The organism is Streptomyces sp. NPDC055254, assembly GCF_053606025.1.
Window position 1 is genome coordinate 1 of sequence record NZ_JBSGQV010000068.1, and the last position, 13,421, is coordinate 13,421.

The following is a 13,421-nucleotide window of genomic DNA, read 5'->3' on the forward strand; positions in this document are numbered from 1 at the left end:
GCGTCCAGTACCAGCGGAACAACTCGTCCCCGCTCAACGCCGCACTCAGCTCTGGTCGCGTCTCAGCACCCGTACTCGAACTCATGTCCACATGACAGGAGGGGCGGTACGCCCGGCGTTCGACGAGACGAGCCGGCGGCCAACCGCGACACGGTGAGATTCTGACGGTTCGGATGAGACCGAGTGAGAATCCGCCAGCTGCACTGCGACAGGACATGATCCATATGTCGGTCAGCCAACATCACACTGGTCGGTGACAACAAGCCTGCCTTGGTGACAACTACCGCGCTTCGGCTCACAGACGCAGTGAGCCCGCCCGGCCGAATCGACCGAGCGGGCTCCGCAGTGAATGGGCGGCGTCCTAACCCTCACCGTGGGCGGCGAGAAGGCGTTCGAGGAGGACCTCACGCTGCGCCTCATCCATCTTCTGGAAGACCAGATCGGCAACTCCGTTCCCGTCGTGCCACGGCACGCGGGGGAGCTTGAGGATGTCGACGAGGTGAGGCTCATCTGTTGCCGGATCGGCAGGATCCTGGTTGCCAGGCTGCGGTTCAGAACGCGAACTGTCCCCGGTGTTTTCCACGGGGGCAGCAGCAGGGGTGCTAACGGCGTTAGCACTTGAGGCGACCTGATCGACTCGCTCGGGGGAGGGGGGAGTGCTAACGGCGTTAGCACCCGCGTTGACTGCTTGCTTCCGCTGCTTGACCGCCGCGCGCTTGGCCAGGGCTTCCTCTACGGCGCTTTGCTGCTGCTGCGCGGGGAGCTGGCCGACGTTGCGGGCAATCTCTACTGGGAGGCTGCGATCCTCTACCGCCTCCTGGAGTTCCGGGGTGAGTTTGAGCAGCGCGAGACGCTGGGTGACCCATGGACTGGACTTGCCGAGCGCCCTGGCGACAGCTCGCTGGGATCCGTGGACGTGGACGAGCCGCTGAAGAGCCTTCGCCTCATCCAGCGGGTCGAGGCTCTCGTGCTGAACGGCCGCGGTCAGGGCCGTCTCCAGCAGCGTGTCGGCGTCCTGCGCGAGGGAGTCATCAACGTGGACGGGAACGTCATCCAGTCCTGCAAGGTTCGCTGCTGCCAGGCGCCGGTTACCGTCGACGACGATGAAGGCAGCCTGACCCAGCCGGCCCTCGTGGCTCGGATGTGCAGCGAGGAAGGCCTGACGGGTAACGACCGTAAGGGGCTGGATGACCCCCCGGGACGTAAGGCTGTCAGCAAGGTCATCAACTGCCTTGAGTTCCTCCCGCGGGTTGTACGGATTGTGGGCCAAGGTGTCCAGGGCAGCCCGCAGCGTCCCGGTCTGACCGGTGACGGTCTGCTCAGCGACAGGAGTGTCCTGGCCAGAAAACCGTGCGAAGGAAGCTGCGCGACTGCTCATGGGCTGAGCGACCGCGTTGAACGTGGGGGAGTCCCCCAACATGTCCGCTTTGCTCATGCCGTCGTCACCCCTCGGGCGATCTGCCTCATCTGGTGGGACTGCTCGCAGTCGGGCGCGTAGTCCAGCAGCGGGCACTGCTTGCGGACCGCCTCGCGCTGCTCCTTCACGTCGGGTACCACGGCGAGGACCGGGGGAGTGCCCAGCGTCTTCCACTTTTCGAGGGACGAGGTCGCGATGTACCCGCGTCGGCTGTCGAACTTGTTGACGACCAGGCCCAGCTGCTCGATCCCGATGTCGAAGTCTCGGGAGAGGGAGTCGATCTGCTGGATGAGCATTCCGTATGCCTGGGCAGAGGTGTCCTCAGCTTCCACGGGGATGACGAGGCCGGAGGAGCCCGGCTTCTCTCCGTCGCGCTGGCGGCCGTAGTTGAGGGCTGCGTCCATGGCGAGGCCGAGGCTGGGAGGCGAGTCCACGACGATGACGTCGAAGTCTTCTTCGAGGGGGGCGAGGGCGCGCTCGAGCGCGGCGTGGCGCGGGCCGCGGAAGACGGTGAGTCCCGAGTCGAGGAGGAACGCGTCGAATGCGGCTGGGAGGATTTGCAGGCGGCCGCCGAACCGGTCACCGCTTATGGCGATCGTCAGGTCGAGCAGTGTCTGCTTGGCCTGCTCTCGGTGCAGCATGTGCGTGATGAGGCTTTCCTCGCCAGCAGGGATGGCGGTGAGGCCGAGTTGGTGGGTCAGGTGTCCCTGCGGGTCGTAGTCGACGAGGAGGACCCGCAAGCCGCCGATCGCCGCATCAGCCGCGGCCCCGATGGCAGTCGGGTCTTCCGCGAGGGCCTGAGCAAGGCCGGCGGATACCGCGGTCTTGCCGACGCCGCCCTTCTGATTGCAGACGATGATGCGCCGAGTGGTCTCCTTGGCGCCAGCCGGGTTGTCGGCGAGCCAGAGCACCACGGACTGCGCCAGCCCCTGGATGTAGGAGACGCCGCGCTCGCGGCAGTCGGACTTGAAGTCCTCGTAGAGGCCTTCGGGCAGGTAGGTGCCGAACGAGTCGGCGCCGGCGGTGTTGACGGAGGGCAGTTCCTCCGTGCAGTCCCGCCAGGCCTGGATGCCACTGGCGACGGCGTCCTGCATGTCGATCTGGAGCTGCGCGGCGCGAACCTTGAGGAGTTGCTGGAGCTGAGCGGGCAACTTGGAGACGAGCTTCTCCCGCTCACCTCCCGAGTTGGGAGATGACATAGGCGGCAGCATACTGCCGTGAACCCAGGTTTGAGTCGTGCGTTAGAGAAGTTTCGCCTATTTTCAGTGTTAGTTCCTCAGACCCCTCAGGTGCTAACGCCGTTAGCACTACCGCGTAACCAGGGTCCTGAGTGAACGGGAAAGATGGAGTAGCCGCCCTGTCGCATCGGACCTTGACTGGTTTCGCCGACGTATAACGACCATCCTGTTCGTCTCATCAAAGCTTGATCACCATTACGGGAGTGACGTGGATCAGGCCGCGTACCCTCAACTGCGTGCCTCGCCGTTCGAAGAAGCCCCGCCGACTGGTCGCCGACGGGCGCGTGTACATGTGGACGCTCCGCCACAGCCACCGCGTGCTGGACAACGGCCGGTCCGCAGACTGCCGCGAGACCCTCACCCTGTCCTCTCAGCCAGCCGGCACCGGCGGCCAGCTGCGCATTGTCTTTGCCGACGGGGCCCGGCCGGTATGTCCCGGGCGGTGCCCCCCCGGCTCCGGGGATGTGGGCTTCACCCAAGGCGCAGGCCTGAACCTCCACGAGCCGGGCGTTGTCCGGGCCTTGCTCGATCTGGCATGGGCCCGGGGCGGCACGGAGTCCCGTCAGGCCGCCGCAGCGGACGGGGCGTTGTTGACGAGGTCGGCGCCGCGCAGGGCGTCCAGCACTTAGCCATCAAAGCGGGCCTGGTGCTGGAGGGCGGTGGCCAGGTTGGCGGCGCGGCTGCGGGGGTAGTGGGCGGCGTCCGGGCTGGCGTCGGTTCCGGCGAGGGCGCGGTCGCCGGCGGCCGCGGCGAGGCGCGGGCTCCACCACTGGGCTGCGGTCTCGCGGCGGGCGCGGGCGCTGTCTTCGGCCAGTACCTCGGCCTTTATGCCGCTGGCGCCTGTGCGGGCCGCCGCACAGGCGCCAGGTCTCGCGCTGCTCAGGCATGCCCTTATGGTCGGTGTCCCGGTCGGCGGACCAGCGAGGGGCGAGCTGGGGGTTGCCCCTATCCCTTCTGCCAAGATCGGAGAGGATGGGAGGCATGGCGGATGGGGAGCAGGGACTGGACTGGATGGGTCGCACTTTGGTGCACTACGGCGCCTTGCATGGAGACGTCGATGGCCTGAGGGCGGCCCTGGCGGATGGGGCAGATCCGGGCCATGCGGACGAGGCGGGGATGACGCCGCTGCATTTTGCCGCGCAGTCCCAGGCTGCGCCGGCCGCGGGGATTCTCCTGGCGGCGGGTGCCCCCGTGGACGTCGGCGACAGCAGCGGCAACACCGCTCTGTTCAACGCGGTGTTCAACTACCGAGGTGATCCGGCAACGCTCCAGGTACTGCTGGAAGCCGGAGCCGATCCCGAGCAGCAGAACACGAAGGGAATGAGCCCGCGCGGTCTTGCCGACCTGATCGGCAATTACGACGTGGCCGTTCACGTACGCGGCGCCGGGCAGAACCGGTAGGCGCTAGTCAGGCCTCATGCCTCTCATACGGCTGCTGGACGTGGTTCGTAGAAGGTGCAGTCGCGGAGCATCGCGAAGAGGACGCCGGCTCGTCGTCGGACGAGGCAGAGGAGGGCTTGGGTGTGATGCTTGCCCTGGCTGACCCTCTTGTCGTAGTAACCCCGGGAGACCGGGTCGACGAGGGCGGCAACACGGAGAGGAAGAAGGCCCGTTTGAGCTGCTTGTTTCCTCTCCAGGACGGTTGCTCACCACGGATTGACGAGCCCGAACTGCGGGTCGCTGGTGCGAGACCGGCGTAGGCGGCGGACGGGAACGAACTGCCGCCGCCGACGTCGATGAGGATGCGGGCTCCGGTCCTGACGCCGATCCCCCGGCATGGAAGTCAGGACCTTGGAAAGAGGGTGGTTCTCCACGCCGAATCCTGGACGCCGGCTGTGGCTCTAAGGCTCTTTGTCGTCGAGCGGCTCAGCCAGGACCTCGACGTCGCCACCGAGAACCCGGCTCCGATGGCAGAGATCGTCGCGAGCCTGGAGCAGGGCTTGGCCGCGCGGGGCTGGGCAGGTGCGCGTGATCGACGTGGCCGCACTCTCGGCCCGGCTGATGGCCGCCGACCCGACATCGGCGAGGAGTGCGAGGTCGACGTCCTCAAGGAACACTTCTGGACGCCGCCTGCCCAGACCGAGTACGGGCTGGTCCTGCCCTTCGACTCCGTTCGCCAACTCAAGCCTTCAGGCGCCTGAGGGATCAGCGGCACTCGGGTGTCTGCCGTCACGGTTGCGGCCTCTCGCACGGAGAGGTGGGTACGGACGGCTGCGGAGCGCTGGACCAACGGACGGGGTCGCCGCCTGGGCCGCTCGTGAGCCAGGAACCGTCGCCTAGGGGAACCAACTCGTATGGGTTGCTAGCCTCGACGCTCAATTCGCCGCTGAGCGTGCCCGTGCGTAGGTCTACCAGGTGGTAGCGGAACCACTTCTCCTCGTCCTGACTCTCACCGCCCAGGGTGACAATGGCCGTGTCCTCGGTCAGGTAGCCGCCGCTCCATTCCACGAAGGTCTCCTCCGGGTCGTACCCGAAGGCTTCGACGGGGAGGGTGCAGAGCACGTCCCCGGTGGGGTGGTCGTGGAAGGCGACGTCCGCCTGCTCGTGGTCGACGGTCATGAACTGCTGCCCGCCCGGCGCCAGGTCGATCAGGCAGCGGTCCGACCACGGGTACGTCACGAACTCCACCTCGCCATCGGGCCCGGCCGTACCCCGGAGAATGACGGAGCCGTCCTGGCCCTCACCGATGTCGAGGTAGATGCTGCCGTCCACAGGGTGCACGTGGTGCCCGGCGCCGTGCCCGACGGCCTTCAGCTCCCGGCGGGCGAGAACCACACCGCTTTCGGCGTCGTGCACGACCCACTGGTCTCCGCCCCCGCGTCCCGCCATCGCGTCCGGCCGGTAGACCCACACCGTCCGGTCGTCCAGAGACAGCGCACAGCCAGGTTGGTGGCCATGGCGTACGTCAGAGTGTGGCTCGAAGTCCGAGGCCCACATGAGGTCGCCGGCACGCGTGAGGCAGACGACTCCGTTCAGCGTCGTGTACACGACCCGCTCCAGATCGTGCCGGACCACCGACGCTACGACCTCGTCGCCATTCCGCGGCTGGAAAACCGCTGCGGGCTCCAGCCTCCCGTAGACGCCGGCGCCCACGACGTAGGCGCGGATCCGCCCGTCGCGGAGACGCGTGATGACCTTCGGTGGCGGCTCAGGAATCATCTGCTGAGGCCAACGTCCAGGTAGGCCGCTCAAGAGCCGGGGCGGTATGCGCCCGAGCAGGGTAGGCGCGGTCCAGCTACAACGCTCAGGAACCAACTACGACGCTAAAGGGCCAACTAGATAAGCCTCGTTGAGCCATTCAGGGGACCAATCAAGCTCGCAATCTCTGCGCCAATGGGCCACGAGGCCCTGTACGTCCCTGTGGGAGCCTTTCTCGTACAGGCAGACCGCATCACACCAGCACGACGCTGATCGGCTCTCTACGGTGCCATTGTGGGAGGCAATTTTTGCCTGCGATGTCGGAACTTTCCGGTAGCTCCGGCTTGAAGCCTGGCTGCTTGCGGCTGCTCGGCGTGCGGCTTGTTCCAGCGAACTCATTAGCGTGTGCTCTCAGATCAGGGTTCTTGTCCCTTGTCGACAGCAGACCGTGAGAATCCCAGGGGCCAGCCCCTGGACCCCGCCAGCGCCTAGGCCGCGCTGGACCGGCCTTGGCATGGGGGGCTACTCGCCCCCCAGACCCCCTCGCCAGGCGCTTGGGCGCCCTGGACCCGCTCCCCCTCACGCCCTGCCCCGCCTCCCTAACGGTCGGCGGGGCACCCCTCGGGCGCTGGCGCCCTCACTGGGCATGAGGGCCAAGCTGAAGGGTGGCTGAGCACGTCAGGGGCTGAGGAGGGGTGGGTCAGGTGTGTCGTATGGCGAAGGCTCGTGGGTTCCCAAGGTCCGTTGGCTGATGTCGAAGAGCGGGGTATGTGAGTGACTGTCGGGGTACTGATGGGTCATGTGCCGGCGGATGGGACAGAGCTGACAGAAAATCAGCGGTTGCTGGCCTCCTCGGCCAGGTTGCTCTTGTAGTAAGAGGGCGCCGCCATTTTAGGCCTCTGACCAGCTGGTTTGTCGCCGGGTATGTGTCCCCTGGGACACACTTCGGGTTTTCAAATGTGTACCCGGCGAGCACATTTCGCGAAAAAATCAAGCACCCGTTGATTTTTTGAAGTGGCGGATCGGCTTCAGATCGTCGCAGGTCAGAGAGTCGGGTGCAGTGGCGCACAACCCCTCGGGCACTGCATGTCATCTACACGTACGTACTCCGATCGTGACACGTCAGATCAAGCAGTCGTGTACTTTCGGCGCTTGAAGGCAACATAACTTCATGCCTCGTGTACTTTTGCCGTCTCAGTCGAACAGATCCCGGATCAGTGGGGTCTTCCGGCGCGTCACCACGCCAAAAGACAAGCACACGTTGATTTTTTGGATAGTCTCGGACCGCCTGAGTAACAAGGAGGTCCTGTGACATCTGATCCGCCCGCCCGTCGTCGACAGCGCGGGCCCCGGCCTGTACCCGTCGCTGCCGCCGCAGGCAACGAAGCCGAGTACGGGGACATCCTGGCTGTCCTCGGCCAGCAGCTTGGGGAGAAGGTGGCACACGCCGCCGACCCCAGCGGCCGTCGCCGGCTCAAGGGAGTCCACTTCGAGTACGCGGCCGACCCGAAGGCCGTGCATGACATGGCCGGGGAAGCCGGTTACAGCCTGGCCAGCAACTGGTTCACGCAGCTGCTGGCCCAGCTTGCCGTCGCGAACAGCATCACCAAGTCCCAGCTCTGCGTCTTCCTCTTCGTGGCCGGGGGGCAGGTGCCGGGCACCGGCATCACCCAGTACACGCAGCAGGAGATCACGGACGGGCTGAACAAGATTGCCGCACAGAAGGGCGGCAAGATGATCACGCGGTCCACGGTGAACCGTGCCGTGCAGGCGCTCTGCGGCTACAACTGGGTGGAGAAGGCCGGCAACGGCCGGATCCAGATCAACGTTCGTCTGTGGTTCCAGGGCAACAGCACGGCCCAGCACGAAGTTCTCGCGGAGATCGCCGAGAGGCACGAGTACGACCCGGAGGCGTTCCCGTACGCGGTGGGACCGGATGGGGCTCACCAGGAGGAGCTGGACCTCGACTTCCGGGTCGAGAAGCCTGTTCAGAGAAGGAAGCGAACCGGGTGATAGCGCTGCCAGGCCCGAGCACGGGCGCTCGCTCACGAGGAAGGTTGTCCCATGGCTAACGTCATGTCTCCGATCGTCGCGGAGCGCATCTGGGCCCTGCCGCTGTCAGGGTCCGCAGTCAAGTTCCTCCAGTACCTAGTCTCCCGCAGCGACTTCGGGGGGACGCTGCCGGTCCGGCAAAAGGACATGGCCGCCGAGTACGGGGTCACGCCCCAGGCCGTCAGCGGGCTCATGGCGCCGCTGTGCGACCTGAACATCGTCCTGCGGCCGCGCAGCGAGGAGCGCACCGGAAATTCGTACCGTCTTCACCCGCTCGCGGCGAAGTACGAGACTCCGGAGTCCATGGAGGCGGCATTCCGCGCCGCTCTCGCCCGCATCCAGGCGGGGGACCTGCCGAACCTGAAGCTCCCGACCTACCACCAGGCCCCGCCGGCCGCGACGGGCCGCCCGAAGCTCCAGGTCGCCTGACCTGGGCCGGAGCCGCACAAAGCAGAAGGCCCCCCACCGAGGTGGGGGGCCTTCTGCGCCTGAGTAACAGTTGGTGCCCTCACTATACCCGCCGGGCCCCCGGGTGCGCGCAGCTGGATCGAGTCACACAAGGGGTCCGTGTCTGCGTCGAGCCGCGTCCGCGTGGCCGCGAGGTAGGCGGGTGGGCAGACCTGCGGGGCGGGAGCGCTGGAGACTGTGCCGCTGGAACGCGTCCGGCGGGAGGCCTCGGCTAACGTCCTATGCGCCCGATTCCAGAGACCGCCCAAAGCCGATGCCACCAGAGCCGATGGCGTCGGCATGCCGACCGGCACCGCATCGAGGCCACCACCCGACCCCGGCCGGACTGCCCCGACTGCCGGGGCACCGGCGGCCAGCGGACCGGCGGCCCCTTCCCGGAGATGGCGGCGTGCAGCTGCTGGCCCGCCCGACGCGAGCTCCGCATCCGCCTCCTGCCCGCCGCGGCCCGACCGGACGAACCCCCGTTCGGGCCCTGGTCTCCTATCTCTGACCCACGGTGCAAAGTAGCTGCGGCTGGCCTCGACTCTCCCGTTGCTTCGCGCCCCGCCTGTTCGTTAGGCCGAGCGAGTAGACGGTGGAGGGTAGGGGTTCATGCGCCGGGAGTGGTCGCCCGAGGATGTGGTGGCGTGCTGGACGCCAGTGGGGAGCGACTGGGACCTGGTCGCGAACAAGTCCGGGCCGACCCGGCTTGGCTTCGTGCTGATGCTGAAGTACTTCGAGCTGGAGGGCCGGTTCCCCCAGTTCCTGGAGGAGTTCCCGCCGGCCGCGGTCGACTACGTCGCCGACGTGGTCAAGGTGCCGGGCGGGGACCTGGCGAAGTACGACCTGTCATCCCGGTCCGCGAAGGGGCACCGTACGCAGATCCGCGAGGCTCTCGGGTTCCGTCCGGCGACCCGGGCGGACGAGGAACGGCTGACCGGCTGGCTCGCCGATGAGGTCTGCCCCGTCGAGCTGGTCGAGGACCGGCTGCGCGAGGCCCTGCTCGTGCAGTGCCGCAGTGACCGCATCGAGCCCCCGGGCCGTATCGAGCGGATCGTGGCCGCCGCGCGTGCGCGGGCGGACCGCGCTTTCTGCGCACGTACCGTCGCCCGCCTGGGTGACGTGTGCGCCCGGCGCCTGCTGGCGCTGGTGGCGGAGGGCAATGAGGAGGGCACCGCGCTGTTGGCATCGCTGAAGCGGGACCCGGGCGCGGTGGGCCTGGACTCGCTCCTGACGGAGGTCACCAAGCTGACCGCCGTCCGGCAGCTCGGTCTGCCGGAGGGACTGTTCGCGGACTGCTCGGAGAAGCTGGTGGCCGCCTGGCGGGCACGGGCGATCAAGATGTACCCCTCGGACTTCCGGGACACGGGCGAGGACGTACGGACGGCGCTGCTGGCCGCGCTGTGCGCCTCCCGCCAAGGCGAGATCACTGATGCCCTGGTGGAACTGCTGGTCGCCCTGGTCCACAAGATCAACGCCCGTGCCGAGCGGCGGGTGGAGAAGCAGCTCACCGCCGAGCTGAAGAAGGTCCGCGGCAAGGAGGGCATCCTCTTCAAGCTGGCGACGGCCGCCGTCGACAAGCCCGACGAGGTCGTACGCCGGGCCCTGTTCCCGGTGGTCGGGGAGAGGACACTGCGCGAGCTTGTGGCCGAGGCGAAGGAGCCCGGGAGACCCCCCTGACCTCGGGGAAGGCGGCGGTGGCCCGTTGCCGTGCGCAGGGTGGCTCGTTGGGCTGACCGGGTGACGGGAGGGAGGGCGGGCGGATGGCGACGAGGGTTTTCAGTGATGAGGAGCTGGAGGCCCTGCGGTCCTTCCCGACAATCGGCGAGGACGAGTCCCGCTCGACGGCCTCGCGGGCGGTGGCGCCCCCCCCCAATCAGGGGCATCGCGGGTGCAGGGGGGTGCCGACTGAGGCAGGATTCGGACGACCCCGGAATAGCGAAAATCTACCGGGCCGTGAGGCGCACGTCGCCTCAGTGCTGAGGGGAAGATCCGCCGTGACCTGTTCCCGAGTCGCAGCCGCCACTGCAAATTCCACCTCCTACGTGAATCTGCTCACCGTGAACAACGTGGACGGGACTCTTACGGCAGTCGGTGTCGCGAGCGGAAAGAACTATCACTTCGTCCAGATCACCATCGACGGCACCCAGGTCGTGTCGGATCTTCTGGTCGGCTCGAACGCACAGGTGACAGCAGCGAACGGGGGCCTGGGAGTCGCGCTGCCGTTCAGTAGGTCGCTGCAGGTCGACGTCAAGGATTCGCCGGCGAGCCCCTTGACCAGTTACTGGGCCGCCTATGTGACCAGCCATACGGAGCCGTCCGGTGAACCGGAGATCTACGTGTCCAAACACGACAATCAGCATTTTCTGCGCGAACTCGCCGCGTTCGGTACCGCTGAGAACCGGTACACGGTCGACACGCTGCTGGGCCCGCAGAACAGGTCCGAGGTACAGCTGAGTGGCGACTACTACCTTCATGATGAGCGGATTCAGGGGACCGTGCTGCTGTACCGAGACCAGGGCCCGAGTGAGAGTCGAGAGCCGATGTCCGCGGAGGTCACCCTGCACGTCCGCCCGTACGGCTACAGCAGAACGCTCGACGAATTTCAAGTCGGCCTTGTCGAAGGCGAGCGGGAGTTCGTCTACGAGCCAGGAAACAACCGGATCCAAACCGGCGCGTTCGAGATCGTGGCGGCGCTCCCGGAATTCATGAACATCCCGGCCGTCTTCTTCCGCGCATGAAGGACGCCCTGATCATCGCTGCGGCCGTGTTCGCGGCCATCGCCGCATTTACGACCTTCCTGATCGCATCCGGTGATGTGACCAACCGTCAGGAAAAGCTTGTTAAGCAAGGCATCGATCGAGGGACCGCCCTTCAGCAGGCCCGATCCGAGCACAAGCGTTTGTGCTGGATCCTCGGGGGGATTCCTGCCGCAGCGGCCGTGGCCTTGAACATCGGTGCGTTCTTTGTTGCACCAGCCGAGCCGCACGCTTGCGTGGAGCGGCCCGCCGAACACTCCTCGCCAGCGGTCACCCCCTCTCGGCCCGCCGGGTGAAGTCGCCAGCCGTGGGGCCGCGTACTCGTGATCCGTTGTTTTCGCGGCGAGTGCTACGGCGACCCGAGGTGGTCGGGACGGAAGGGCTGCCCCGCCCGGCGTCCGGGGAACAGCCGGCCGACCGTCTGCTCCGCGAACTCCACGACCGCGGCGTCGGGGCGGACGGGTCAGGAGACGCGCTTGAGCGTCCAGGCGTTGTTGTTGAAGCTGGGGACCGAGGAGGAGACACAGCTGCCGCTGTAGTACGAGGCGGTCTGAACCCAGCCGAAGGGCTGGTAGGTGGAATTGCAGGCCTGGACCACGGTGCCGACGGGCAGCCCGGTGAGCTGCTTTATCTGCTTGATGTTCGGGCTGAAGCTCTGCGTGCCGCAGCTGCTGCTGTACCCCCAGCTGACGTCGACGAAGCCGCTCGGGGTGAGGACGCTCGAACAGGAGGTGGTCACGTCGCCGGGGGCGGCGTGCGCGGGCGCGGCGGTCAGGGCGAACAGCGCCGCGGTGCCGGTGAGGGCCATGCACAGGGTGCGAAAGCGAGTCATGGGTGATGGCTCCTTGAGATCGTGGACGGCCGGTGGGCCGCGAAGCCAGTACTACGGGTCGCCGACCGGTTTCAGATAGACGTTTTCAGGCCCAATGATCAACATGTAATCCGCCGGGGACGGGTGGCGGCGGATCACCCGTGTGCCCGGCATGGGTTGTGGGCGTTCGGCCCGGTTCGTGATCTCCTGGTGCGTATCGGCTCCATGTCCCGCCGGTCTCGTTGGCTTTTCCGGCCCGGACGGGCCGGCCTTGTCCGGGCTGGTCAGCGGCTTGTCCAGATCCTGTCCGGGACCGTACGGAAACAGCCGCGGAGGGCCGGAACCAGCGTTGTCCACGTGCCGCGGGGCCGGTCACCATGTCCGCATGGCGAATGTGGGGGAGTTGCAGCGGCAGGAGGCCCGTGATGTGGGGGAGTTCGCGGCTGCCTTACGACAGCTCAAGGAGCGTTCCGGGCTGACGTACCGACAGCTCGAAGAACGAGCCGCCGAGCACGGAGGAGTGCTGGCCCGCAGCACTCTGGCGGACGTCCTCGGCGGGAAGACCACACCGCGTCCTGAACTGGTGGCCGAGTTCGTGCGAGCCTGCGGAGACGCGGAGCGGGTGCAGGAATGGCTGGAGGCCCTGGAAAGGGCCGTCAGCGGTGCGGCAGGCCGGGACGAAGGCGGGGACGAAGGCCACGACGGAGGCGGGGGCGCGGACGGTGCGGGACCTCCCGGTCGGCGCACCGGGCCGGCACCGGGCCGACGCCGGCTGCGCGCGCTGCTGGTGGGGCTCGCTGTGCTATCCGCCGTGGCCGTCACCGTCTGGGTCCTCGGCTTCTCCGGTGAGCCGGGCGGTTCCAAGGGAAAGTCGGACCGGACCGCCCTGCCGCAGGGTCCCGTGCAGATCCGCCCGGTCCTGGCGGACGGCCTGTGTCTGACCGACGGGCATGCCGAGGGGTACGAACCACTGGTGGCCGTGCAGCGTCCGTGCGAGGACGTCGCACCTCAGCAGACCGAGCTCGTGCCCGCGGCGGACGACACGTTCCGCGTGCAGTGGTACCACCCCGACCGCGGCAAGGGCTGCCTGAACTCGGTGACCGTCGGCACCGGCGCCGTCCTGCTGGAGCCCTGGGACGACTGCGGGAAAACGAGCAGGTTCCGCATCGAGCCGACGGACTCCGGCCGAAGCGACCAGTACGTTCTCCGGTTGGTCGGCGACGGATGCGTGGGCATGAGCGGATCAGGGACGGTCACCGGGGTACCGGCGGTGACACAGCCCTGCGACGGGAGCGGGAAGCAGATCTTCTCCATCTCGCCCGCGTAGCTCAGGAGAGCTGTGCTCACGGTGAGTGCGAGACGTGCAGTCGAAAGGGTGCCCGGAGCCACCTCTGGCTTCGGCCGGGCCGGTCCTCGCTGCGTGCTGGCGGTACCTAGCCGCAGGCGGGGGTGGGGGGGGGGGGGGGGGGCCCCCCCCCCCCCCCCCCGGCGTGTGAGTGGGGGTCGGGGTAGCGGGGGCTGTATTTCTATATTGGTTTTGAGGGGAGGTGAAAGCGGGG

Annotated in this window: 11 protein-coding genes and 2 pseudogenes; 8 read left to right on the forward strand and 5 right to left on the reverse strand. The window is 67.3% G+C overall.

The window, feature by feature from the left end; all coding sequences use genetic code 11:
• Positions 1 to 361: 361 nt before the first annotated feature.
• A complete protein-coding gene (locus ACWFQ8_RS32625; RefSeq protein ID WP_453789902.1) occupies positions 362 to 1,435 on the reverse strand; it encodes a ParB/RepB/Spo0J family partition protein in 1,074 nt (357 codons plus the stop codon).
• Positions 1,432 to 2,616, reverse strand: coding sequence for a ParA family protein (locus tag ACWFQ8_RS32630; RefSeq protein WP_453789903.1), 1,185 nt, complete (start codon positions 2,614 to 2,616; stop codon positions 1,432 to 1,434). Before ACWFQ8_RS32630 ends, ACWFQ8_RS32625 begins: the two co-directional genes overlap by 4 nt.
• A 1,020-nt stretch (positions 2,617 to 3,636) precedes the next feature.
• Between ACWFQ8_RS32630 and ACWFQ8_RS32635 the strand changes: the two genes are divergently transcribed.
• Positions 3,637 to 4,056, forward strand: a complete 420-nt coding sequence (locus ACWFQ8_RS32635; protein ID WP_453789904.1) for an ankyrin repeat domain-containing protein — start codon at positions 3,637 to 3,639, stop codon at positions 4,054 to 4,056.
• Between the two features lie 23 nt (positions 4,057 to 4,079).
• On the opposite strand, the pseudogene ACWFQ8_RS32640 reads toward ACWFQ8_RS32635, so the two are convergent.
• A pseudogene (locus ACWFQ8_RS32640) lies at positions 4,080 to 4,469 on the reverse strand (transposase); the annotation flags it as partial.
• 39 nt (positions 4,470 to 4,508) lie between these two features.
• Between ACWFQ8_RS32640 and ACWFQ8_RS32645 the strand changes: the two are divergent.
• A pseudogene (locus ACWFQ8_RS32645) lies at positions 4,509 to 4,769 on the forward strand (nucleotidyl transferase AbiEii/AbiGii toxin family protein); the annotation flags it as partial.
• 55 nt (positions 4,770 to 4,824) lie between these two features.
• Here the strand turns inward: ACWFQ8_RS32645 and ACWFQ8_RS32650 are convergent.
• Positions 4,825 to 5,814, reverse strand: coding sequence for a hypothetical protein (locus tag ACWFQ8_RS32650; protein WP_453789905.1), 990 nt, complete (start codon positions 5,812 to 5,814; stop codon positions 4,825 to 4,827).
• Between the two features lie 1,287 nt (positions 5,815 to 7,101).
• Between ACWFQ8_RS32650 and ACWFQ8_RS32655 the strand changes: the two genes are divergently transcribed.
• The 5 genes from ACWFQ8_RS32655 to ACWFQ8_RS32675 all read left to right on the forward strand — a co-directional run bounded on the left by ACWFQ8_RS32655 (position 7,102) and on the right by ACWFQ8_RS32675 (position 11,347).
• Entirely contained in the window at positions 7,102 to 7,806 is a 705-nt protein-coding gene (locus ACWFQ8_RS32655; protein ID WP_453789906.1) for a hypothetical protein, read from the forward strand.
• 51 nt (positions 7,807 to 7,857) lie between these two features.
• On the forward strand, positions 7,858 to 8,274 hold the full coding sequence (locus ACWFQ8_RS32660) for a hypothetical protein (protein ID WP_453789907.1): 417 nt from the start codon (positions 7,858 to 7,860) through the stop codon (positions 8,272 to 8,274).
• A 630-nt stretch (positions 8,275 to 8,904) separates the two neighbouring features.
• Positions 8,905 to 9,972 (forward strand): DUF4158 domain-containing protein, encoded by a 1,068-nt coding sequence (locus ACWFQ8_RS32665; RefSeq protein WP_453789908.1) that lies wholly within the window; start codon positions 8,905 to 8,907, stop codon positions 9,970 to 9,972.
• Between the two features lie 380 nt (positions 9,973 to 10,352).
• Positions 10,353 to 11,033: a hypothetical protein gene (locus tag ACWFQ8_RS32670; protein WP_453789909.1), complete on the forward strand. Its 681-nt coding sequence runs from the start codon at positions 10,353 to 10,355 to the stop codon at positions 11,031 to 11,033.
• Positions 11,030 to 11,347: a hypothetical protein gene (locus tag ACWFQ8_RS32675; RefSeq protein WP_453789910.1), complete on the forward strand. Its 318-nt coding sequence runs from the start codon at positions 11,030 to 11,032 to the stop codon at positions 11,345 to 11,347. Before ACWFQ8_RS32670 ends, ACWFQ8_RS32675 begins: the two co-directional genes overlap by 4 nt.
• 167 nt (positions 11,348 to 11,514) lie before the next feature.
• Here the strand turns inward: ACWFQ8_RS32675 and ACWFQ8_RS32680 are convergent, their stop codons facing one another.
• Positions 11,515 to 11,883, reverse strand: coding sequence for a hypothetical protein (locus ACWFQ8_RS32680; RefSeq protein ID WP_257559891.1), 369 nt, complete (start codon positions 11,881 to 11,883; stop codon positions 11,515 to 11,517).
• 364 nt (positions 11,884 to 12,247) lie between these two features.
• Between ACWFQ8_RS32680 and ACWFQ8_RS32685 the strand changes: the two genes are divergently transcribed.
• A complete protein-coding gene (locus tag ACWFQ8_RS32685; protein ID WP_453789911.1) occupies positions 12,248 to 13,189 on the forward strand; it encodes a helix-turn-helix domain-containing protein in 942 nt (313 codons plus the stop codon).
• Positions 13,190 to 13,421 lie beyond the last annotated feature (232 nt).